15 protein-coding genes are annotated in these 23987 nt (G+C 67.7%); 9 read left to right on the top strand and 6 right to left on the bottom strand.

Annotated features, from left to right (window positions below; all coding sequences use genetic code 11):
- Window positions 1-95: 95 nt before the first annotated feature.
- On the bottom strand, window positions 96-1118 hold the full coding sequence (locus ABQY74_RS06175) for a FecR domain-containing protein (RefSeq protein WP_349794465.1): 1023 nt from the start codon (window positions 1116-1118) through the stop codon (window positions 96-98).
- Between the two features lie 65 nt (window positions 1119-1183).
- Window positions 1184-1708 (bottom strand): RNA polymerase sigma factor, encoded by a 525-nt coding sequence (locus ABQY74_RS06170; protein WP_104590539.1) that lies wholly within the window; start codon window positions 1706-1708, stop codon window positions 1184-1186.
- A gap of 247 nt (window positions 1709-1955) precedes the next feature.
- Between ABQY74_RS06170 and ABQY74_RS06165 the strand changes: the two genes are divergently transcribed.
- From ABQY74_RS06165 to ABQY74_RS06155, 3 genes are read left to right on the top strand one after another with little or no spacing between them, the layout of a single operon-like run.
- The gene (locus tag ABQY74_RS06165) at window positions 1956-2531 is read left to right on the top strand and encodes a (2Fe-2S)-binding protein (protein ID WP_349794437.1); all 576 of its coding nucleotides are present in this window, start codon (window positions 1956-1958) and stop codon (window positions 2529-2531) included.
- A complete protein-coding gene (locus ABQY74_RS06160) occupies window positions 2504-3592 on the top strand; it encodes a xanthine dehydrogenase family protein subunit M (RefSeq protein WP_349794435.1) in 1089 nt (362 codons plus the stop codon). The genes ABQY74_RS06165 and ABQY74_RS06160 overlap by 28 nt, the downstream gene beginning before the upstream one ends.
- The gene (locus tag ABQY74_RS06155) at window positions 3589-5886 is read left to right on the top strand and encodes a xanthine dehydrogenase family protein molybdopterin-binding subunit (RefSeq protein WP_349794433.1); all 2298 of its coding nucleotides are present in this window, start codon (window positions 3589-3591) and stop codon (window positions 5884-5886) included. Before ABQY74_RS06160 ends, ABQY74_RS06155 begins: the two co-directional genes overlap by 4 nt.
- A gap of 256 nt (window positions 5887-6142) precedes the next feature.
- On the opposite strand, the gene ABQY74_RS06150 is transcribed toward ABQY74_RS06155, so the two are convergent.
- Complete coding sequence (locus tag ABQY74_RS06150; RefSeq protein ID WP_349794431.1) at window positions 6143-6886, bottom strand: FCD domain-containing protein; 744 nt, start codon at window positions 6884-6886, stop codon at window positions 6143-6145.
- A gap of 61 nt (window positions 6887-6947) precedes the next feature.
- Window positions 6948-9824 carry a TonB-dependent receptor gene (locus tag ABQY74_RS06145; RefSeq protein ID WP_372470090.1) on the bottom strand — a complete coding sequence of 959 codons (2877 nt, stop codon included), beginning with the start codon at window positions 9822-9824 and terminating at the stop codon, window positions 6948-6950.
- A gap of 270 nt (window positions 9825-10094) precedes the next feature.
- On the opposite strand from ABQY74_RS06145, the gene ABQY74_RS06140 reads away from it, so the two are divergent.
- From ABQY74_RS06140 to ABQY74_RS06120, 5 genes are read left to right on the top strand one after another with little or no spacing between them, the layout of a single operon-like run.
- Entirely contained in the window at window positions 10095-12287 is a 2193-nt protein-coding gene (locus ABQY74_RS06140; RefSeq protein WP_349794427.1) for a polysaccharide lyase 6 family protein, read from the top strand.
- Window positions 12284-14527: an oligoalginate lyase gene (locus tag ABQY74_RS06135; RefSeq protein ID WP_104624189.1), complete on the top strand. Its 2244-nt coding sequence runs from the start codon at window positions 12284-12286 to the stop codon at window positions 14525-14527. The genes ABQY74_RS06140 and ABQY74_RS06135 overlap by 4 nt, the downstream gene beginning before the upstream one ends.
- Window positions 14524-15819 carry an MFS transporter gene (locus ABQY74_RS06130; RefSeq protein ID WP_104624190.1) on the top strand — a complete coding sequence of 432 codons (1296 nt, stop codon included), beginning with the start codon at window positions 14524-14526 and terminating at the stop codon, window positions 15817-15819. The genes ABQY74_RS06135 and ABQY74_RS06130 overlap by 4 nt, the downstream gene beginning before the upstream one ends.
- A 50-nt stretch (window positions 15820-15869) precedes the next feature.
- Window positions 15870-16622, top strand: coding sequence for an SDR family NAD(P)-dependent oxidoreductase (locus ABQY74_RS06125; RefSeq protein WP_024938633.1), 753 nt, complete (start codon window positions 15870-15872; stop codon window positions 16620-16622).
- Between the two features lie 35 nt (window positions 16623-16657).
- The gene (locus ABQY74_RS06120) at window positions 16658-17821 is read left to right on the top strand and encodes an SGNH/GDSL hydrolase family protein (RefSeq protein WP_349794463.1); all 1164 of its coding nucleotides are present in this window, start codon (window positions 16658-16660) and stop codon (window positions 17819-17821) included.
- A 94-nt stretch (window positions 17822-17915) separates the two neighbouring features.
- On the opposite strand, the gene ABQY74_RS06115 is transcribed toward ABQY74_RS06120, so the two are convergent.
- Complete coding sequence (locus ABQY74_RS06115; protein WP_053051582.1) at window positions 17916-18416, bottom strand: DUF421 domain-containing protein; 501 nt, start codon at window positions 18414-18416, stop codon at window positions 17916-17918.
- Between the two features lie 173 nt (window positions 18417-18589).
- Between ABQY74_RS06115 and ABQY74_RS06110 the strand changes: the two genes are divergently transcribed.
- Window positions 18590-20872 carry a glycoside hydrolase family 3 N-terminal domain-containing protein gene (locus ABQY74_RS06110; protein WP_349794424.1) on the top strand — a complete coding sequence of 761 codons (2283 nt, stop codon included), beginning with the start codon at window positions 18590-18592 and terminating at the stop codon, window positions 20870-20872.
- A 512-nt stretch (window positions 20873-21384) separates the two neighbouring features.
- On the opposite strand, the gene ABQY74_RS06105 is transcribed toward ABQY74_RS06110, so the two are convergent.
- Complete coding sequence (locus tag ABQY74_RS06105) at window positions 21385-23922, bottom strand: excinuclease ABC subunit UvrA (RefSeq protein WP_349794422.1); 2538 nt, start codon at window positions 23920-23922, stop codon at window positions 21385-21387.
- Between the last annotated feature and the right edge of the window lie 65 nt (window positions 23923-23987).

Here is a 23987-nt window from a genome sequence, read left to right as displayed (position 1 = left end):
TCATCCACTGCGCGCAGGATCAATGCATGTGCGCTACGCGCGCGATGCGGCATGCGCACGCGCTGCACGCATCACGGCGTCGTGCAGCGCCGTGGCTATCGCGTTGCCGTTCCCTGCGCAGGCCGGCTGCTCACGCGCAGCATCCCCGGCGCGCTGACCACGCGCAGGTTCGGCTGGCCATCCAGGAAGGCACGCAGCGCGGCGAGATCGTCACCGCGCAGATTGCCGGTGAGCCGCAGTGCACCGGCGGCAGCATCGTCGATCGACAAACGCGTGCGGTTGAGACGATTGAAGTCTTCGGCCACCGTGGCCAGCGGCGCGTCGCGGAACACGATGCGCCGCTGCCGCCAGGCATGCATGGCGGCCACCTCTTCGCTGGCCAGTTCGATCTTGCCGGTGGCCGCATCGATCCGTGCGCTCTGCCCCGCTCCCAGGTCGGCGAGCATCGGCTGCCCATCGCGCGCGTCGCGCCAGACATGGACACGGCCCTCGGCGACCTCGATGCGTGCCTGGTGTTGATACAGGGCGATATCGAAGGTGGTGCCGATATCCTCGACACGCAGATGGCCTGCATGCACCTGCAACGGGCGCCGATCCGGCGCGACCACGAAGCTGGCCTGGCCACGCAGCAGCTGCAGGTGGCGGCTCCACGGCGTCATGGTGGCACGCAGGCTGCTTTGCCCATTCAAATGCACCACGCTGCGGTCGGCCAACTGCACGCTGCGCTGCTCGCCGTGCGCAGTGGCGTAGGTCTGCGTGCGTGGCCAGGCCCAGCCGGTCAAGATCGCCACGCCGCAGAGCGCCGCGGCCAGGCCCATGCGCCAGCTGCGCATGCGTGCCTTGGGTTGGCCTTCGCTGCGGCGCGGCCGGGCAGCGGGTTGCGGTGCTGGCTGCCCTCGTGACCGCAGCGGCAGCGCAATCACATTGGGCGGCGCGGCATCGGCAGTCTTGCGCCGGTCGGCAGCAAGCAGGGCATCCACGTCCAGGTCCATGCCGCGCATGGCATCGCCCAGATCGCCGGCCACACGCAGCACCGCCATGTATTCGCGCACATGCAACGGCGATGCGGTCAGCCATTGCAGAAAGCCTGCCTGTTGCGTCGCATCCAGCACCTGCATGCGTTGCAGCGCATGCCAGTGCGCGGCTTCACCGACAACGCTGCGGCTCGGCAACACCGGCTTGCTCACCAGCTGTCCCCGCTGTCGGCAACCGCCCGTCTGCAGGCCGACAAGCCACGCACCACATGCTTCTTGACCATATGCGCAGACACCCCCATGCGCTCGGCGATCTGCTTGTAGCTGAGCCCATCGCGGTACTGCATCACCAATACCGCGCAGGTGCGCTCCGGCAACGTGGCCAGCAGGGCCTGCAGGCGTTGCTGGCGCTGCTGCCGGTGCGCGGCATCTTCCACGTCGTCGCCTGCGGCCAGCAACTGCGAAAACTGTTCCATCTCGTCGATGCGCAGTGGCGCCTGCTTGCGTCGCGCGGCCTGCTCGCGCGCCAGATTCAGCGCCACCGTATACAGATACGCCTCGGGATTGGCGATCGCCTCGCCTTGATCCTGATGCGCACGCAATAGCCGCAGATAGGTTTCCTGCACCAGGTCTTCGGCATCCTCGTTGGCGCCGCGACGCGCGAAAAAGCCACGCAGCACCGATCCGTGCTGGGTAAACACCTGCGTCCAGGCGCGGGTGGCGTTGGCTTTCATGCGGGCGCGTCCCCTGTGCGCTGGGCCGGCTAGCCTGGCCAATGCAGGTGACACCACGATGACGCACCGACGATGGCACCGGCCTGCGATCAAGCGATGTCATGCGCAGCAACGCCGCCATGTTCCGCGCATGACCACGCTCAGGCTTCACGCACGCGTGAAAGAGACCTCACTCACCTACACCACACCTTGACCACGCAGGCATCAAGGTGAGGATCCTCCTCTCAGCCATCGCCACGGGGTTCGCATGAATGCCACACCCGCCACTGCCACGCATCTGGCGCCGGCCACCGCCACTGCTGCGCCGACCTACCCGGTCAACCTGCGCATCAATGGCCAGCCTTACCAATTGCAGCTCGAAGCCTGGGTCAGCCTGCTCGATCTATTGCGCGACCGGCTCGACCTCACCGGCACCAAGAAAGGCTGCGACCACGGCCAATGTGGCGCCTGCACGGTGCTGGTCGATGGGCGCCGCATCAACAGCTGCCTGACGCTTGCGGTCATGCAGGACGGCGCCGAGATCACCACCGTCGAAGGCCTGGCCAAGGGCGAACAGCTGCATCCGCTGCAGCGTGCCTTCATCGAGAACGATGCCTTCCAGTGCGGCTATTGCACGCCCGGGCAGTTGTGCTCGGCAGTGGGCCTGATCAATGAAGGCAAGGCGCATGATCGCGACCAGGTGCGCGAGTTGATGAGCGGCAATCTGTGCCGCTGCGGTGCCTACCCGCAGATCACCGATGCGGTGATGCAGGTCATGGGCAAGCCCAGCGACAGCAGCGAGAGCGCCGCCACACCGTGGACGCCAGGGACGGTGCCGGCATGATTCCGCTTACATACACGCGCGCGGACAGCGTCGATGCGGCGCTGACTGCACTGTCGGTGCGCGGCAGCGACCCGCACCCGGTGCCTGCCGAAGCCCCGGTGCGCCTGATCGCCGGCGGCACCAATCTCACCGACCTGATGAAGCTGCAATTGATGCGGCCAGGCAGCCTGGTCGATATCAATCGCCTGCCGCTGGACGGCATCAGCGCGCTCCCCGAAGGCGGCCTGCGCCTGGGCGCACTCGCACGCAATGCCGACACTGCCTATCACCCGGACGTGGAGACGTGTTACCCCTTGCTGAGCGCGGCGATCCTGGCCGGCGCCTCGCCACAGATCCGCAACATGGCCAGCAACGGCGGCAACCTGCTGCAACGCACGCGCTGCCTTTATTTCTACGACCATGCCACCCCGTGCAACAAGCGCGCGCCCGGGACCGGCTGCTCGGCGATCGGCGGGCTCACCACCTATAACGCCATCCTCGGCGCCAGCGCGCAGTGCATTGCCACGCACCCGTCGGACATGTGCGTCGCGCTGGCTGCGCTGGACGCAGTGGTGCACGTGCAGGGCCCCAACGGCGAGCGCGACATCCCGTTCGCGCAGTTCCACCGCCTGCCCGGCGAGCACCCGGAGCTGGACAGCACCCTGGCCCCGGACGAGTTGATCGTGCATATCGACCTGCCCGATGCACAGCGCTTCTTCGCGCACAGCGCCTACCTGAAGATCCGCGAGCGCCTGTCGTATGCATTCGCGCTGGTGTCGGTGGCGGCGGCGCTGGACCTGGCCGAGGACGGCAGCATCCGCGAGGTGCGCGTGGCCCTGGGCGGCGTGGCGCACAAGCCCTGGCGCAACCCCGACGCCGAAGCGCAGCTGGTGGGCAAACCGGCCACGGCCGAGAGCTTCGGCAGCCTGGCCGATGCCTTGCTGCAGGGTGCGCAACCGCAAGGCAACAATGCCTTCAAGCTGCCGCTGGCACGCCGCGCGATCGTGCGTGCCCTGGACGTCGCCCGCGAGGGCACCATCGACAACCGCGGGCGAACCAGCGCGCTGGAGGAAGCGCCATGAACGCACGCAGCACCGACGTACCCAACAACGACCTGAGTCCGCCGGTTGCCGACAGCGGCACCGGCTATCGCCCCACCGGCACTGGCGTCACCCGCATCGACGGGCGCGCCAAGGTCACCGGCCAGGCACGTTATGCCGCCGAATGGCCGGTGGCGGATCTGGCCTATGGTGTGGTGGTCAACAGCAGCATCGCCAAGGGCGAGATCGTCGCCTTCCATCTTGATGCCGCGCGTGCGGTGCCGGGCGTGCTGGAGATCGTTACCCATGAAAACCGCCCGCATATGCGCGGCATGGATGTCTTCTACAAGGACATGACCGCACCGGCCGGTTCGCCGTTCCGGCCCCTGTACGACAACAAGATCCTGTACAGCGGCCAGCCGATCGCCCTGGTGGTGGCCGACACTTTTGAAGCGGCGCGCCACGCGGCCCACCTGGTGGAGGTGGAACTGCTGCAGGACCCGCACGATACCAACCTGATGACCAACCTGGACCGTGCGCACAAGCCCAAGGCCATGAAGGCCGGTTTCTCGCCGCCGCCCAAGGACAAGGGCGAGCCGGACACCGCCTTTGCCAATGCGGCTGTCCAGGTGCAGGCCGACTATTACAGCGGCGTGGAGCACCACAATCCGATGGAGCTGTTCGCCTCCACGGTGATCCGCGACGCCGATGGCCACTTCACCATCTACGACAAGACCCAGGGCTCGCAGAACAGCCGCTGGTATGTCTCGCATGTGTTCGGCCTGAGCAAGCGCAAGGTCACCGTGCGCAATCCGTACGTGGGCGGCGCCTTCGGCTCCGGGCTGCGCCCGCAGTATCAGTTGCCGCTGGCGGTGATGGCTTCGATCCTGCTGGACCGCTCGGTGCGCGTGGTGCTGACGCGGCAACAGATGTTCACCTTCGGCCATCGCCCGGAGACATTGCAACGGCTCAAGCTCGGCGCCGACCGCGACGGCAGCTTGCGCGCGATCTGGCACGAGGCCATTGCCGAGACCTCGCGCATCGAGGATTACGTCGAGGTGGTGGTCAACTGGAGCGGGCAGCTGTATGCCTGCGACAACGTGCATCTGGGCTACAACCTGGTGAGCCTGGACCAGTTCAGCCCGATGGACATGCGCGCACCCGGTGCCGCACACGGCGTGCATGCGCTGGAAGTGGCGATGGACGAGCTGTCCTATGAGCTGGGCATGGACCCGCTGGCGCTGCGCCTGAAGAACTATGCCGAGGTCAACCCGGCCGACGACAAGCCCTACTCCACCAAGGCGCTGCGCGCGTGCTACCAGCAAGGTGCCGAACGCTTCGGCTGGGCGAAGCGCCCGCTGCAGCCGCGCGCACGCAAGGAAGGCAACGAGTGGGTCGGCTGGGGCATGGCCACCGGGCAATGGGATGCGATGCAGATGTTTGCGCGCGCGCATGCGGTGCTGCACGCCGACGGTCGGCTGGTGGTGAGCAGCGCAGCCAGCGATATCGGCACCGGGACCTATACGGTGATGGCGATGATCGCGGCCGAAGCACTGGGCCTGCCGCTGGAACAGGTCACCTTCCAGCTCGGCGATTCGACCCTGCCGGTCGCACCGATCGAAGGCGGCTCGTCGCATGTGACCACGGTGGGCTCGGCAGTGGATGGCGTGTGCGCGAAGCTGCGCGCACGGTTGCTGCGCCTGGCGCAGGCGTTGCCGAATTCGCGCTTTGGCAAGGCCAAGCTGGACGAGGTGGTGTTTGCCGATGGCACGCTGGCATTGCGCGCCGATGCCGGCACCACCATTGCCTTGACCGAATTGTTGCGTGCAGCAGAACTGGAACAGATCGAAGACAAGTTCCTGCTGCTGCCCAATGTGCTCAAGCAACGCAAGTACACCCGCGCCACCCATGGTGCGGTGTTTGTGGAAGTGCGGGTGGACGAAGAGCTTGGCACGGTCCGCGTCACCCGCGTGGTCAGCGCGGTTGCAGCCGGGCGCATTCTCAACCCGATCACCGCGCGCAGCCAGATCGTCGGCGGCGTGGTCTGGGGCATCGGCCAGGCGCTGCACGAACACACCCAGTCCGATCACCGCTTCGGTCGTTTCATGAATCACGATTTTGCGATGTATCACGTCTCGGCCAATGCCGACATCCACGACATCGATGTGATCTTTGCCGACGAGGACGATCGCATCGTCAGCAGCCTGGGTGCGAAAGGCGTGGGCGAAATCGGCCTGGTCGGTGTTTCGGCGGCGATCTGCAATGCGATCTTCCATGCCACCGGCAAGCGCATCCGCAGCACCCCGATGACGCCGGACAAGGTGATGGCGGACTGAGGCCTGCACCGCAGGTACCCACGCCCCTCAGGTAGAGCGATCTGCCTCAGGCCGGACGCTGCAGCGTGCTGTCGCTGCAGCGTCCGCGGTGACCGCTGGCGCGACACTCAGATCAGCCACGTGTCGATAGTGCCGACCCAGCGTAGACGGCGCGTCCAGCTGATTGGAGGATCTGTCTTTCGGAGGAACCAGCGTCAGCGGCACGAAAGTGCCGCTGGCAGTGGACGCAGCGCCTCCAACAATCCATCCCATGCACTCAGGTGCGCGTGGCCGCCAGAAAATGCGCGCGGTCCTGCTGGGTGCGGCGGCGGATCTCCGCCAGTGCATCGTTCTCGGTCGCTTCCAGCATGGATTCGAACAGGCGCTGGAAATGGTTGCGCATGGCCGTGCGTGCCGCCACCGGGTCGCGTTGCTGCAGGGCCTGCAGGATGGCGGTGTGTTCGTCCACGCGGGTGGCGCCGTCGTCGTGGCAGACCCGCGCATACACCTCGCGTACGCGCGGCAATTCGTTGCGCATGCGCCAGATCAGCTGCACGCAGTGCGCCACCACCGGGTTGCCGCTAATCCGCGCGATCGCCAGGTGGAAGGAACGGTCGTAGTCGGCAGCGGCCGCATCGCTGAGCCCCGGTGCGGACAGCGCCTGGATCATGCCGTTCAATTCATCCAGATCCGCATCGGTGATGTGGCTGGCGGCCAATGCGGCCGCCTCCGCCTCGATCACCGCGCGCGCGGCAGTCAGCTCGAACGCGCTGACATCCGGCAGCGCGCCTTCGTCCGAGGCCAGGCGTGGCTTGACGTACACGCCCGAGCCGATCTTGATCACGATGCGGCCCTGCGCCTCCAGCGCGATCTCGGCCTCGCGCACGGTGACGCGACTGACGCCGAAGCGCTCGGCCAACTCGCGCTCGCCCGGCAGGCGCGAGCCGACCGGGAATTCGCCCGTGTCGATCAGCGCGCGGATCTTGGCGGCAACGGAGTGGTACAGGCGGTTTTCGGACATCGGCGACTCAAACCCTCAGGGTGATCGGCCCGGCACACGGGTGCCGGACAGGTGGGCGACGCTAGAACCGGTAGCGCACCCCCAAATAATAACGTCGCCCGTAAGTGTTGTACTCACGGAAGCTGCCGGGCACCGGCATGTCGGAGATCCGCGGCTCGTTGGTCAGGTTCGAAGCCTCCAGCGACACCGACAGCTGCGCATTGACGCGGTAGCTGGCACGCAGGTCCAGGGTGCCGCTGTCGCGCACGTAGCGGTTCTGCGCCGGGGCGCCGACGAACTTCTGGAAATACTCGGAGCGGTACTTGTAGATGGCCTGCAGGTCGACCGCGCCGATGGCGTAATACAGCTGGCCGGAGAACACGTGCCGCGACAGGCCGAAGATATTGGCCGGCGCGACGATGCCGCTGCTCACCAGGCCGGTTGCCGGGTCGACCTGGTCGCCCAGGCGCAGATCCTGGGTCTTGTAGTTGGAATCGGCGTAGTTGTAGCTCAGCTTGACGCCCAGGCCGTCGAAGGGCGCCGGCAGGTAGGAGAAGCGGTGGGTGCCGGTCAGCTCCAGCCCGGTGAGATCGCTCTTTTGCCGGGTGGTGACGTCCTGCACCACCGGCACCACCACCGCGGTGCCGTCGATGACGAAACGCTCGTCCACCACCGTGGGCACCGCGCCACCGGTGAACTGCTTGTAGTACACCGCGGCGCTGAGCAGGGAGTCGGCATTGGGATACCACTCCAGCGACACGTCCGCATTGGACGACAGCAGCGGCTGCGTGCGCGGGTTGCCGGTGGCGGTGATGCTGCCGATCGCCTCGCCGACGGTAGTGAATTCGGTCCCCGGCTCCAGGATGAAGGTACGCCCGGCAGACAACGCCACCAGATCCGGGCGCGCCATGGCCCGGTACAGCCCAAAGCGCAGCTGGGTCTGCTCGGTGAGGCCGATGTTGGCGTTGAAGCTGGGCAGGAACACACGGTTGGACGCGCGCACCGTCTGCGCGGCGAAGCGCCCGGTTTCCACCAGCTGGATGGTGCCGTCCGGGTTGTCGACCACGTCCAGCTCGCCGCGCAAACCCACCGAGCTGACGTCAGTGCGCACCCAGCGCACGCCCAGGTTGCCGTCCAGCGGCAGCCCGAACAGCGTGCTGGCGAACTCGCCCATCACATACAGCGCGCGGGTCTTTTCTTCCACGTCGGAGTCGGCGGTGCCGCGCGGGTCGGCATTGCGGCCGGTGTCGTCCACGCCGGTGATGGCGCCAAACAGACAGCGGCTGTCGAAGGTGGCCCACTGCTGGATGGTGTTGCCGCTGGCGCTGGAGAGGAAATCCTCCTGCGGGAACGGTTGCCGGCAGGCCAGGTTGGCGGCGCGGATCGTGGCCGGATCGGTGACGTTGCGCTCGACGCGGTCGTCCAGGTCACGGTAGGTCGCCTCGGACAGGCGCACGCCGCCCTTGATGGAGGTGAGCAGCCCGCTCTCCGGGGTGAAGGCGCCATCGAAGCGCCAGGCCCGGATGGTGTGCTCGCGGCGCAACTCGTCGCGCCGCGCGCGCGCGGCGGCGCTGAAATTGTCCGGGTTGTTCAGGTCGAACGCGGGATCGACCACGATCCCCGGCACATCGCCGGCATAGGTGTAGGTGTAGTCCACACGTTGTCCGTTGATCCCGGGCACGCGGTTGCCGTTGATGTCGGTGGCATTGGAGCGCAGCCGCATCAGGCGGTCGATCTCGCTGCGCTCGGTGCGCGAATACGACAGGTCGGTGGACAGCATCCAGGCCGCGTTCGGGCGCCATTCCACGCGCAGCCCGCCACCGCGGTACTGCTCGTCGCGCACCTTGTAGTCGGTGGAGGATTCCACCGTGCTGCTGCCGGTATGGCCGAGCAAGGCGCCGTTGTCGCCCACCTGGCGGTTGTTGAGGTTGCGCAGGGTCTCGGAGAAGTTCAGCTCGGCGCGGTCTTCGGTCACGGTGCGCTGCGAATCCTGGTAATCCAGGGCCACCTCCAGGCCGTCGAAGGGCCGCCATTGCAGTGCGGCGAAGGCCGCGTCGCGTTGATCGTGCTCGCTGATCTGGCGGTACACGCGGCTGCCGGGCGCCAGGTAATACGGCGTCCCCGCCTGCACCTGCGCCGGGGTCACGGCGGTGCAGTTGCGGCTGGCGCCCACCACCTCGTTGGCGTTGCAGGCCGTCCAGGTGGAGCTGCTGCTCATCACCTCTTCCGGGTTGGTGCCTTCCAGCCGCTGCAGGCCGAGCGAGACCCCCAGCTTGCCGGCCCCGCGCAGATCGAACTGGTCCAGGTAGCTGACGGTGCCGCGCCAACCCACACCATCGGCGTTGCGCAACTTGCTGTCGCCATCGGCATAGGTCGCCCGCCCGTCCAGTTGCACGCGGCGCTTGCCGAATTCCAGCGGCCGTACGGTCTGCATGTTGACCGTGCCGGCGATGCCGCCTTCGACGAAGTCGGCGCGCTGGGTCTTGTAGATCGCCACGGTGTTGATGAGTTCGGAAGGGAACTGGTTGAAGTTCACCGAGCGGTCGCCGCTGCCGTTGCTGGCCTCGCGCCCGTTGAAGGTGGCCGAGCCCAGGAACGGCCCCAGGCCACGGATGGAGATCTCCGACGCGCCGCCCTTTTCGCGGTGCGTGGCCGCACCGGTGATGGTCTCGATCGCCTCGCCGATCGACAGCGCCGGCAGGTCGCCGATGTCCTCGGCCAACAGCACGTCGGCCACCACCGTCTGCTCGCGCTTGCTGTCGATGGACGACTGGATCGAGCTGCGGATGCCGGTGACCTTGACCTGGTCCAGCGTGGTGGGCGCTTGCTCCGGTGTTTGCTGGGCGGCATCGCTTTGCTGGGCCTGGGCTGCCTGCGCGCTAGTTAGTGCAACGGCACCCAGCAGCGCCTGCGCCAGTGCATTTCGAATAATTGGTCTACGCGATTGGACTAGTTTCAGATACCGCACAATTCCTCCTCCCAAAGGATGCTCGAGATCGAGCGTGGTGGAGACTCCATGCGGATCAACACCAAGTCAATCATTTCTGCGATTTATCGAACGAGCCACCTGACTAGGCCAGTTCTGTGGATTTTTTTGTGCATCTGCAGCATGACATTGAGGCAATCAAGGACTTCAATACGGACCAACTGGACTATCGTTTTGGTTGACGATCCAGTTGCACTGTTACCCTCGGCCATCACCGACGCGCCAGCGTCCAGGAGCATCCCGATGCGATCCCCCGTCTCCCTCGCCTGCCTGTTGCTGCTGTGTGCGCCCGCCTGGGTCGGCTCGGCCCAGGCCACCTCGTACCTGGTGCACGACCAGAGCGAGTACGCCGTGGCGGCGGCCGCGCTGCGTGCTGGCGATCGCATCGTGCTGGCCGATGGGCAGTGGCGGGATTTCGCCATCGTGCTGCGCGGGCAAGGCACCGCGGAGCAGCCGATCACCCTCACCGCGCAAACGCCGGGCAAGGTGATCATCAGCGGCACCTCCAACCTACAGATGGCCGGCACCTACCTGGTGGTGTCGGATCTGGTGTTCCGCGACGGCCATAGCCCCGGCGACGCGGTGCTGTCGTACCGCATCTCCAGCAAGGAACGCGCGCGCCACAGCCGCATCACCGGCGTGGTGGTGGATGGCTTCAGCAAGCCCACCCGCAGCGACTCGGACAACTGGGTGGCGCTGTACGACAGCGACAACCGCTTCGACCACAACCAACTGGTCGGCAAGACCAATGCCGGCCCCACCCTGGTGGTGGTGCGCGATGCCACCCAGGGCCTGGACAATCGCCATCGCATCGACCACAACTGGTTCGGGCCACGCCCCAACCTGGGCGCCAATGGCGGCGAGACGCTACGCATCGGCACCAGCAGCGATGCCGACAGCGCCTCCAACTCAGTGGTGGACAACAACTGGTTCGAAGGCTGCGACGGCGAGGTGGAGGTGGTCTCCAACAAGTCCGGCGGCAACACCTACCGTGGCAATGTGTTCAAGCAATCGCGCGGCGCGCTGGTGCTGCGGCATGGCGATGGCAACCTGGTCGAGCGCAACGTGTTCTTCGGCGACGGCAAGGCCAACACCGGCGGCATCCGCGTGATCAACCGCAAGCAGACCGTGCGCCACAACTACCTGGAAAACCTGGCCGGCGATGGCTATTCGTCGGCGCTGAGCATCATGTACGGGGTGCCCAACTCGCCTGCCAACCGCTACGTGCAGGTGGATCAGGCGCGCATCGAGCGCAACACCTTCGTGACCGTCAACCAGCTGTACTTCGGCGCCGGCATGGATGCCGAGCGCACCGCCGCGCCGATCAACAGCCGCTTTGCCGGCAACCTGATCGTGGCCGCCAGCGACCCGGTGCGCGTGCTGGGCGATCTGTCCGGTATTGCCTTTACCAGCAACCTGCAAAGCCCGCTGGCATCCACCCGCCTGCCCGGCGGCGTCAACAGCCGCCAGGTGACGATGACCCGTGCCAGCACCGGCTTGCTGGTCGCCGACAACGCCACTGGCGTCGGCGCCGACCCGGCGCTGAGTTACATCGCGCGCGCACAGGTGGGCGTGAGCTGGTACCCCAAGCAGGCAGCGCAGGCAGTCGCCGACAGCGGCCGCCGCACTCGCGTCAGGCCAGGGCAGTCCAGCCTGACCGACGCCGTGGCGCAGGCCGGCCCCGGCGATCGCCTGCAACTGGACGCAGGGCGCTACCAGGTCGATGACATCCTCGACGTGGACCGGCCGCTGACGCTGGAAGGCCCGCAACGCGGCCGCGCGCGCATCCGCTTTTCGCAGCCGGCGCTGTTCCAGATCGCGCCCGGCGGCTCGCTCAGCCTGGCCCGGCTCGAGATCGATGGCCGCGCCGCGCCCGCGCAGCCGGGCAATGCGGTGATCCGCACCGCACCGGGCAGCGCGGTGGCGCAGTACCAGCTCACCTTGCGCGACACGCACCTGCATCATCTGGACGCGCAACCCGGCTTCGATGTGATCGCACTCGGCAAGGGCAGCCTGGCCGACCATATCCTGCTGGACCGGCTGCTGGTCGAGGACGTCTCCGGCAAGGTGTTGTCCGCACACGCCGAGACCGACGACCGTGGCACCTACAACGTCGAACAGGTCACGGTGCGGCAGTCGCAGTTCCACCGTGTCGCCGGGCCGGTGCTGGACCTGTATCGCGGCGGCCGCGACGAAAGCACCTTCGGCCCGGTGCTGCAGGTGAGCGACTCGCACTTCACGCAGGTCGGCCGGGCTGCGGATGCGTCGCTGCGCCTGCACGGCGTGCAGCGCATTGCGCTGCGCAATAACCGCTTCGCCGACAGCGCCGCGATCCTGGCGCAGCACACCACCGGCACACCTCACCTCATCGCCAGCGGCAATCAGTTCGTCGGCACCCCGGCCTTGCACGCCGACGCAGCGGAGCCCCTGCTATGACCCGTTCCACCCGCCTGTTGCTGCTGGTCCTGGTCGGCGCCGGCAGCGCCCTACCCTGCAGCGCCGCCCCGTCACCCGCGGCCGAACAAGCAGCGCAGCCGCAACCGCGCGCCACCGACGCCGCGCCAGTACTGGTCACCGCCCAGCAATGGCGCGAGATGGCCAGCGCTGGCGCCGGGCTGCCGGTGTTCGCCCGCGAACAGGCACGCGCAGAAGCCAGCGTGCGCGCGGCGATGCGGGCCGGGGTGGACGTGCCGGTGCCCAGCGATCCCGGCGGCGGCGCCAGCCACGAGCAGCACAAACGCAACTACCAGGCCATCCAGGCCGCCGGCGCGCTGTACCGGCTCACCGGCGACCGCGCCTATGCCGACTATGCGCGCGACGTACTGCTGGCCTACGCGCGCCTGTATCCCACGCTGGGCGCACACCCGGCCGGGCGCGGCCAGGTGCCGGGGCGGCTGTTCTGGCAGTCCTTGAACGACTCGGTGTGGCTGGTCTACGCAAGCCAGGGCTACGACGCCATCCGCGACAGCCTCAGCGCGCAGGACCGCGCCACCATCGACCGTGACGTGTTCGCGCGCATGGCGCACTTCCTGTGCGACGAAAGCGCCGACAACTTCGACAAGATCCACAACCACGCCACCTGGGCGGTGGCCGCGGTCGGCATGACCGGTTATGTGCTGCGCGATCAGGCGCTGGTGGACAAGGCACTGCGCGGCAGCGGGCGCGATGGCAAGGCCGGCTTCCTGACGCAGGTGGACCAGCTGTTCTCGCCGGACGGCTACTACGCCGAAGGCCCGTACTACCAACGCTATGCCCTGGCGCCGTTCGTGCTGTTTGCCAATGCGATCGAGCGCAACCAGCCGCAGCAGCACATCTTCCAGCGCCGCGACGGCGTGCTGCTCAAGGCCGTAAACAGCCTGGTGCAGAGCAGCTACGGCGGTTATTTCTTCCCGATCAACGATGCCATCCTCGACAAGGGCCTGGACACCGAGGAACTGGTGGCCGGCATCGGCATCGCCTACGCGCAGACCCACGACGCGCAGCTGCTGTCCATCGCGCAACGCCAGCGCCGCGTGCTGCTCACCCCCGAAGGCCTGGCCGTGGCCACCGCGCTCGCGCAGGACCGCGCCCAACCGTTCGCCTTCGGCAGCGTGTTGCTGCGCGATGGCGCGCAGGGCGACCAGGGCGCGCTGGCGATCCTGCGCAGCGGCGGCGAAGACGGCCAGACGCTGGTGATGAAGAACACCTCGCAAGGCATGGGCCACGGCCACTTCGACAAGTTGAACTGGCTGTTCTACGACAACGGCCAGCGCGTGGTCACCGACTACGGCGCGGCGCGTTTCCTGAATGTGGAAGCCAAGGCCGGCGGCATCTATCTGCCGGAAAACACCAGCTGGGCCAAGCAGACCGTTGCGCACAACACGCTGGTGGTGAACGAGACCAGCCACTTCAACGGCGACTGGAAGGTGGGCGAGCAACACGCGCCGACGCAGCTGCTGTTCGCCAGCACTGCCGACACCCAGATCGTGTCGGCGCGCATGCAGCAGGCCTACGGCGGGGTCAGCTTCACCCGCACCCAGGCGCTGCTGTCGCACCCGCAGCTGCCCTTGCCGGTGGTGGTCGACCTGCTGCGCGTCAACGCCAGCGCTCCGGCACGTTACGACCTGCCGCTGCACTTCAACGGGCAGATCATGCAGGTCGGCTTCACCGCAGAGCGCGCACTGACGCAACGCCCGGTGCTGGGCAAGGCCAACGGTTATCAGCACCTGTGGGTGGACGCCTCCAGCGATGCGGGCACCGACACGCGCAGCCTGAGCTGGCTGCTCGCCGGCCGCTTCTACAGCTACCGCTTCGGCAGCAGCGCGCCGGCGCGTGCCCTGCTGGTGGAGAGCGGAGCCAACGACCCGAATTTCAACCTGCGCCGCGAACCGGCGCTGATCCAGCGCGTCGATGGGCAGGCCAATGTCAGCTTCTTCGGCGTGCTGGAACCGCATGGCGAATACAACGGCACTGCCGAATACGTGCACGGCGCCAACAGCCGCATCCGCGCCATCGAGCGCGTGCGCGGCGACGATGCCGAGGTGATCGTGCTCACCCTGGTCGGCGGCCAGCGCATCGCGCTGGCGGTGGCCGACGACGCCGACGCACAACGCAGCCACCAGGTACAGGCCGCCGGTCAGCGCTACAACTGGCGCGGCGGCTACGCGCGCTTCGATCGCACGGCAGGTGCGCAATGAGCACCGCCCGCATGCGCCCCGCAGGCAAGCGCTCGGCGGTGCGCTGGCTGATCGTGGCGCTGATCGCGGTGGCCACGGTGATCAACTACATCGACCGCAACGCGCTGGCGGTGATGTGGCCGGCGATCTCGCGCGACATCGGCGCCACCAAGGAAGACTACGCGCTGCTGGTCACCATCTTCATGCTGTTCTATGCCGCCGGGCAGTTCGTGTTCGGGCGGCTGTTCGACATCATCGGCACCCGGCTCGGCTTTGCCCTGTCCATCGCGGTGTGGTCGCTCTCCATCGCGCTGCATGCGGTCACGCACTCCATCATGGCGTTCTCGGTGGTGCGCGCGCTGCTGGGCATCAGCGAAGCCGGCGCCTGGCCGGGCGCGGTCAAGGCCAATGCGGAATGGTTTCCCGCGCGCGAGCGTGCGTTGGCACAGGGCATCTTCAATGCCGGCGCCTCCATCGGCGCAATCGTCTCGGCGCCGCTGATCGCGCTGCTGTTCCTGTCGTTCGGCTGGAAAGGCACGTTCGTGCTGATCGGCGTGCTCGGCATGCTGTGGTTGCTGCCATGGCTGGTGATCTACCGCGCCGGGCCGGACCGGCATCCCTGGGTCGACGCGGCCGAACGTGCGTTGATCCTGGATGCGCCCGACGCCGGCAGCGCGCCGCCGCCGGCCTACCTGCCCACGCTGCGTCAGCTGATGTCGCACCGGCAAAGCTGGGGGATCGTGCTGGCGCGCTTCTTCCTGGACCCGATCTGGTGGCTGTTCGTGTCGTGGCTGCCGATCTACCTGGCCGAGACCTTCCACTTCGACATCAAGCAGATCGGCGCATTCGCCTGGGTGCCGTTCGTCGGTGCGATGCTGGGCAGCCTGTGCGGCGGCTGGCTGTCCGGGCGCCTGATCGCGGCCGGCTGGAGCGTGGACCGCGCGCGCAAATGGACCATCACCCTGGGCGGGGCCATCATGGCGCCGGCGCTGCTGGGCGCCGTGCAAGCCGCCGACCCGCGCATGGCGGTGCTGACGATTGCCGCCGTGCTGTTCGGCTTCCAAATCGCCATCGGCAATATCCAGACCCTGCCCGGCGACCTGTTCGCCGGCAAATCGGTCGGCTCGCTGGCCGGCATCGGCGGCATGGCCGCGGTGGCCGGCACCTTGATCACCACCTGGCTGGTTCCGGTGATGACCGCAACCTCGTACGCACCGATGTTCATTCTGGTCGCCGCGCTGGTGCCGGCCTCGCTGGCCGCGCTGTGGCTGGTCACCGGCCGCATCCACCGACTCGACGCGGCGGGCACCTGAGCGTGCCCGCTGCCTACCCCGCTTTCCCCACACCAACAGGACACACCCGCATGCACTTCCACGACAAGGTCGCCATCGTCACCGGCGGTGGCCGCGATATCGGCCGCGCCATCTCGCTCAAGCTGGCCGCGGCCGGCGCCAAGGTCTGCATCAACTACGCCAACGACGACGCCAGCGCGCGCGACACCCTGGCACAGCTGCAGGCCGCCGGCGGCCAGGGCATCCTGCACCGCGCCGACGTCACCGATGCCACTGCCGTGGCCGGCCTGCTGACCGCCACGCGCACCGCCTTCGGCCAGCACATCGACGTGCTGATCAACGTGGCCGGCGGCATGCTGGCGCGCAAGCCGCTGGCCGACATCGACGAGGCCTTCTTCCATCAGGTGATGGACCTCAACCTCAAATCGGTCTACCTGACCACCCAGGCGGTGGCGCCGCATATGCGCGAAGGCGGTGCGATCGTCAATTTCGCCTCGCTTGCCGGGCGCGATGGCGGCGGGCCGGGTGCGGCCATCTACGCCACCGCCAAGGCGGCGGTGATGACCTTCTCGCGTGCGATGGCCAAGGAACTGGGCCCGCGCGGCATCCGCGTCAACGCATTGTGCTGCGGCATGATCTCCACGCGCTTCCACGACGACTTCACCAAGCCGGAAGTGCGTGCCTTCGTCGCCAATGCCACCCCGCTGCGGCGCGAAGGCCGCCCGGAGGAAGCAGCCGATGCGGCGTTGTACCTGGCATCGGATGCGGCCAGCTTCATCAATGGCGCCAACCTGGACGTCAACGGCGGCGTGTTCTTTTCCTGATCAACAAAGGAGTCCTGCGCATGCGCTGGCGATGGATGATGACTGCGACACTGAGTGTGGTGCTGGCAGGCCCGGCCACGGCGCACCCGGCACCACGCTGGGTGCCGGCCTGGATCGCTTCGGCAACCCCGGACCGGCTCGACGGCGGTGCGGACACGCCGCTGCAATTTGCCGATGAAACGGTGCGCCAGGACATGCGCCTGGGCAGCGCGGCAGTGGCCCTGCGCGTGCGCATCAGCAACGAGCTGGGCACCGCACCGCTGACCATCGCTGCGGGCACCGCGCGCCTGCTCGGCGGCGGCGGCGGCGCGCAACCGCTGCGCTTTGACGGGCGCGCCAGCGTGACCGTGCCGCCCGGTGGCGTGCTGCTCAGCGACCCGGTGCCATTGCGTGCACCGGCATTGGGCGAGGTGGCGGTCAGCCTGTATTTCCCCACGCCGGCGCGCCCGGCGGTACGCCGCACGGCCGTGCGGGTGGTCAAGGGCCAGGCCGAGGTGCCGGACAGCAAGGCGTTGGCGTATCGCCAGAACGTCATCTCCGCCCTTTACGTGCAACCACCGCACCCACGCCAGACGGTGGTGGTGGCGCTGGGCGATTCGATCACCGAAGGTGCCACCGCCACGCGCGGCGCCAATGGCGATTGGCCGGCCCTGCTGGCCAGGCGGCTGGAGCAGCGTTGCCCCGGCAGCGTGGTGGTGCTCAACGCCGGCATCAGCGGCAACAAGCTGCTCGACGACGGCCGCAGCCCCAGCGCGCTGGCGCGGCTGGATCGCGACGTGCTGGCACTGCCGGGCGTGGACCAGGTGATCCTGTTCGAAGGCATCAACGACATCCGCCACAGCGGTCCGCCGGATGCGATTGCCGGCCGCAATGCCGCCGACATGGTGCTGGGGTATCGCCAGATCGTGACCCGGCTGCAGCAACACGGCATCGCCGTGATCGGCGCCACGCTGACCCCGTTCGGCAACTCCGACCGCTACGAACCGGTGGCGGCAGCCACGCGCCAGACGCTCAACGGCTTCATCCGCGACGGTCAGGCATTCGATGCGGTGATCGACTTCGACGCCGCGCTGCGCGACCCGGCCAAGCCGGAGTGGCTACCCGCCGCGCTGACCCGCGACTTCCTGCATCCCAACGATGCCGGTTACCAGCGCATGGCCGAGTCGGTGGACCTGTCGTTGTTCTGCAAGGCCCGCTGATCCGCCGGTCGCCATGCCGTGGCGCACATGCGCCAGGCTGGCTGCCACGCTGGTGCGGCGGCACCGCCGGCATGCACGCCGGCCTGCCGGCGCGCTAGCGCTTTTTCAGGATGCTGATCTCCCCGGAGGTCTCCAGGATCGCCATGTCGATATCGGCATCGTCGCGGCAATCGGCCTTACGTTTTGCCACCTCGAAATCGGCGTAGCTGACGTTGTGGCGGACCAGTTCCTTCCAGTAGATCTCACCGCCACGCGCCAGCAGCGCCGGGGTGCCCTGCACCCAGGTATCGATCCGCCGGCTGCGCGCGGTGGCCATGCCCACCAGCCAGTTCAACACCAGCAAGGTCGCCGCCAGGATCATGCCGCCCAGCAGCGAGACGTCCTTGCCGATCAACGAGTTCTGCACCGCGGTTCCCAGCAGCACGATGAGCAGCACGTCGAACGGCGTGGATTGGCCCAGCGCGCGCTTGCCGGTCAGGCGCGTCAACAGCAGAACCACGGTATAGACCGCTACCGCACGCAGCACGAACTCCCACCACGGCATGTCCAGGTGCATCATTTCGTAAAAGCGCACGCGTGTTTCCACGTCCAGCATCGTGTGTCCTGACCGCCGTTGATCGATGGCGCACGCTAGTGCGGAAACGGTGAAGGCGCTGTGCTGTCGCCGTCGTTGCCGAGTTCGCCCGCCTGGCACCCATCGTGCAGCGCATCACGGCTTTTCGCTGGCGATCCGTTAGCGTCTGGCCTGGACAGACGGGGATGGCGGGCATGCGGAAAGGGATCACGCGTCGCGGGTTGCTGCTGGGCACTGCTTCGGCAGCGGTGTTGGCACAGGTACCGGTGGGAGTTGCGCTGCCGCGTCGTGCGGCCGCGGCGCCGGCCTTTATCGATGCGTTGATCGCACGCATGAGCGTGGAAGAAAAGGCCGGCCAGCTGACGCTGTCCGGTTCGGCGCAGCAGACCGATGCCGCCGCAGCGGCCAATCCAATCAATACCGTGCCCACGGCCGAGGGCCAGCTTGCTGCCGCGCGTGCCGGGCGGGTCGGCGGCATCTTCAATGGCTCCAATGTGCTGTGGCATCAGCAACTGCAGCAGGCCGCGCTGCAGAGCCGTCTGCAGATTCCACTGCTGTTTGCCGCCGATGTGATCCACGGGTTCACCACGGTGTTTCCGGTGCCGCTGGCCGAGGCCGCCAGCTTCGAGCCGGCGCTGGCGCAACGCACCGCGCGGGCGGCCGCACTGGAGGCCAGTGCGGTCGGCATCGACTGGACCTTCGCGCCGATGGTGGATATCGCGCGCGATGCGCGCTGGGGGCGCGGCGTGGAAGGCAGTGGCGAAGACGTGCTGCTCGGCCAGCGCTTTGCGCAGGCCCGCGTGCGCGGCTTCCAGGGCGAGGGCCTGGATCATGCCGACGCACTTGCGGCCTGCCCCAAGCATTTCGCGGCCTACGGAGCCGCCGAGGCGGGGCTGGACTACAACACCGTCGACATCTCCGAGCGCAGCCTGCGCGAGGTCTATTTCCCACCGTTCCAGGCTGCCTTCGATGCCGGCGCAGTGACCACGATGGTGGCCTTCAACGAGATCGCCGGCATCCCTGCCACCGCCAATCGCTGGTTGCTAGGCGAGGTATTGCGCGGCGAGTGGGACTACCGTGGCCTGGTGGTGTCCGACTACACCGGCGATCTGGAATTGATCGGGCACGGGTTTGCCAGCGATGCGCGCGAGGCGACCAGGCTGGCGTTCCTGGCCGGTGTGGACATCAGCATGCAGAGCGGGCTGTACCTGCAGCATCTGCCGGCGCTGGTGGCCGCCGGCGAGGTGACGATGGCGCAGCTGGATGCCTCGGTACGGCGCGTGCTGCAGTTCAAGGCCGAGCTTGGATTGTTCGACAATCCGTTCTTGCGCATCGTGCCGGCACGCGCGCAGGCGCGGCAGCGGCGCCAGGACAGCCTGGCACTGGCGCGCGAGGCGGCGCGCAAATCCATCGTGCTGCTCAAGAACGATGGCGAGCTGCTGCCGCTCAAGACGCAGGGACAACGCATCGCGCTGATCGGGCCGATGGCACGCAACTGGACCGACAGCGCCGGCCCGTGGACGCTGTTCGGCGGCGACGACAGCGGCAACGACCTGGCCACTGCAGTGCGCGCGCGGCTGGGCAACCCGGACAGCCTGCAGGTGGTGGAAGGCTGCGACTTCGAACATGGCCTGCCCGGCGGCGTGCAGGCGGCCGTCACCGCAGCGGCGTCCGCGGATGTGGCGGTGCTGGCGATCGGCGAGCCGATGCGCTACTCCGGCGAAGCGCAGTCGCGCAGCGAGATCGTCATTCCCGCCGTGCAGCAAGCGCTGCTGGCTGCGGTGGCAGCCACTGGCACGCCGGTGGTGGTGGTGCTCAGCAACGGCCGTGCGCTGGTGATCGATGGCCCGGTGCTCAAGGCGCCGGCGATCCTGGTCGGCTGGTTCCTGGGCTCGGCATCGGGCGCCGCGCTGGCGGACATCCTGTTCGGCGCGCACGGTCCGTCCGGGCGCCTGCCGGTGAGTTTTCCGCACACCGCCGGGCAGGTGCCCTATAGCTATGCACACAAGCCCAGCGGCCGTGCCGACCCGCGCCCGGATGCCTTGCAACCGTTCAAGACCCGCTACCGCACCGCGCCCAATGCCGCGTTGTTTCCGTTCGGACACGGCCTGACCTATGGCCGCATCGAATATGGCGAGCTGCGCTTGAGCGATGCACGCATGGCGGCGACCGGCAGCCTGCGCATCAGCGCGCGCATCCACAACCGCGGCACCCGCGATGCCGAGGAAGTGGCGCAGCTCTACATCCGCGACCGCAGCGCCAGCATCACCCGCCCGGTGCGCGAGCTGAAGGACTTCCGCAAGCTGGCGGTGCCGGCGGGCGGCAGCGCGGTGGTGGAGTTCGTGCTGCGCCGTGAGGACCTGCTGTTTATCGGCCAGGCATTGAAGCCGACGGTAGAGCCTGGCGTATTCGATCTCTGGGTGGCGCCCTCTGCGGAGGCCGAGGGCGTGTCTGCGAGTTTTGAATTGATGGGCTGAGCGCCAGCGGCAATCGGAATGGCTCAGCTAAGGGGATGGATATGGGGCGTGTCTCGCTAACCCATAGCACCCAGGTTGGTTCGGGACAGCCACATTGCGCTGACGCTCACGCTCTCGGTCGTCTTGAGAGGGGACTGGGTCTTGAGAGATTGGACGGTGCGTGTGCCTCGGTTTACAGCGGACGATCTGCGGGTTTGCTGCAGGGCCCTTGCCCACCCACCATCGCGGGACACGCCGCAAGTACGTCCCTGTAGGCGCTTACGCGGCATCCATGCCGCGTAAGGTCCCGCGACGGTGGGCGGGCAAGGACCCGTCGAGTTGGTCGGTGTGCATGGTCAGGAGCAGTGATGCCGTGCCCTGCGATGCGATGGAGACGCAGTGCGGTCTGATTAGCGTTCTTCGACGCTAGCAACTCGCTGCCATGCCGACATCGATTCACTCGTCATCGAAGGCGCGTCTGGCCAACATGCTGACGCCATCGCTACAACCTTCGAAAGGGTTGTCAGCCACGCTTAGTTCCCACGCAACACCTCTGCAAGGAACGGCGCAGTGCGGCTGCCACGCTGCCGCGCAGCCGCCTCCGGCGCACCCGCCGCCACGACAGCGCCACCCGCGCCGCCCGCGCCCGGGCCCATGTCCAGCACCCAGTCGCTGCTGGCGGCCACACGCATGTCGTGCTCGACCACGATCACCGTATTGCCGGCCTCCACCAGGCCTTGCAGCTGACGCATCAAGGTATCCACATCGGCCGGATGCAGGCCGGTGGTCGGCTCGTCCAGCACGTACACGGTGTCGCGCCGCTGCGCACGTTGCAGCTCGGTGGCCAGCTTGATGCGCTGCGCCTCGCCACCGGACAGCTCGGTGGCCGGCTGGCCAAGCCGCAGATAGCCCAGCCCCACTTCGCGCAACACCTGCAACGGGCGCAGCACGCTGGCGTCGTCGGCAAAGAAGCTGGCGGCCTGGTCCACGGTCATCGCCAACACCTGCGCGATGTTGTGACCCCGCAGCGCGATCTCAAGGGTCTTGGCGTTGTAGCGCGCGCCGTGGCAGCTGGGGCATGGCGCGTACACGCTGGGCATGAACAGCAATTCCACATGCACCGAGCCCTCGCCCTCGCAGGTGGCGCAGCGGCCCTTGGCGACGTTGAACGAAAACTGCCCCGGGTCGTAACGGCGGCGGCGCGCGGCCGGTGTGGCGGCAAACAGCTTGCGCACCGGATCGAACAGGCCGGTGTAGGTGGCCAAGTTCGAACGTGGCGTGCGGCCGATCGGTTTCTGGTCCACCCGCACCAGGCGGCGCACCTGGTCGAGCCCGCCGACGATCGCACCACCCAGCGGCACCTGCGTGCCGCGCTCCAGCGGGTCCAGCGCTTCGTCTTCCTCTGCCTGGGTTTGTCCAAGATGGGCGGCCAGCAGTTCCACCAATGCCTGGCTCACCAGCGACGACTTGCCCGAGCCGGACACACCGGTCACGGTGGTGAATACCCCCAGCGGCAGGTCCACATCCAGCTCGCGCACATTGTTGCGGGTGATGCCGCGCAGCTGCAGCCAGCCGGTGGCCGCACGCGCATGACTGTGCACCTGCGGCGGGGTGCCGAACAGGTAACGCCGCGTGGACGAGGCCTCCACCTGCTCCAGTCCCGCGGGCGGGCCGCTGTACAGCACCTGCCCGCCGTGCACGCCGGCAGCCGGGCCGACGTCGACGATCCAGTCGGCGTGGCGGATCACATCCACCTCGTGTTCGACCACGAATACCGAATTGCCGGCGGCCTTGAGCTGATCCAGTGCGCCCAGCAAGGCCTGCGCATCGGCCGGATGCAGGCCCGCCGATGGCTCGTCCATCACATACACCACGCCGAACAACTGCGAGCGGATCTGCGTGGCCAGCCGTAGCCGTTGCAGCTCGCCCGGCGACAGCGTCGGCGTGCTGCGCTCCAGGCTGAGATAACCCAGGCCCAGCGCCTGCACCACCTCGATCCGCGCGCGCAGGTCGGCGGCGATGCGTTGCGCGGCAATCGCCTGCTCGGGATGCGTGTCGGCCTGCTTGCGCTTGTCGTTGCGCTTGCCACCGCCACCTTCCGCAGCCGGGCGCAGCAGGTCGGCCACCTCGTCCAGCGGCCGCCGCGACAGCTCGCCGATGTCCAGGCCGGCGAAGGTCACCGACAGCGCCTCGCGGCGCAGCCGCTTGCCGTCGCACTGCGGGCACTGCGTGCTGATCAGGTACTGCGCCACGCGCTTTTTCATCTGCGCACTCTGCGTGGTGGCAAAGGTGTGCAGCACGTAGCGCCGCGCGCTGGTGAAGGTACCCATGTAGCTGGGCTCCTCCTTGCGGCGTAGCGCGCGCCTGGTCTCGTCCAGGTTGTAGCCGGCGTACACCGGCACCACCGGTTGCTCGTCGGTGTAGAGGATCCAGTCGCGGGTCTTCTTCGGCAGCTTGTGCCACGGCAGATCGACGTCGTGGCCCAATGTGGTGAGGATGTCGCGCTGGTTCTGGCCATGCCAGGCACCGGGCCAGGCGGCAACCGCGCGATCGCGGATGCTCAGAGTGGGATCCAGCACCATGGTCGCCTCGGTCGCATCGTAGATGCGCCCGAGGCCATGACAGGTAGGGCAGGCACCGGCCGGGGTATTGGGCGAAAAGCCGTCGGCATAGATGATGTCCTGCCCCGGCGGGTAGCTGCCCGCACGCGAATACAGCATGCGCAGGGAGTTGGAGATGGTGGTGACGCTGCCCACCGACGAGCGCGCACTCGGCGCGCCGCGCGCCTGCTGCAAGGCCACCGCCGGCGGCAGGCCTTCGATGGAATCCACTTCCGGCACGCCGACCTGGTCGATCAGGCGCCGCGCATACGGCGAGATCGAATCCAGGTAACGCCGCTGCGCTTCGGCAAACACGGTACCGAACGCCAGTGACGACTTGCCCGAGCCGGACACCCCGGTGAACACCACCAGCGCATCGCGCGGGATGTCCACGTCCACGTTCTTGAGGTTGTGCTCGCGCGCACCGCGCACGCGCACCAGGCCGGAGGAAGACGACGCTGCGCTGGACATGAGTGACACACCGACATTCGACAATGCGCCAGCCTACCGCGTGCCGCATACAGCCGGTGTCAGTG

The sequence above is a fragment of the Xanthomonas sp. WHRI 7064 genome, assembly GCF_040202355.2.
In the GTDB taxonomy this organism is placed as follows: domain Bacteria; phylum Pseudomonadota; class Gammaproteobacteria; order Xanthomonadales; family Xanthomonadaceae; genus Xanthomonas; species Xanthomonas arboricola.
The sequence above is the reverse complement of the archived record's forward strand: the minus strand, read 5'-3'. Positions and strand labels throughout refer to the sequence as shown.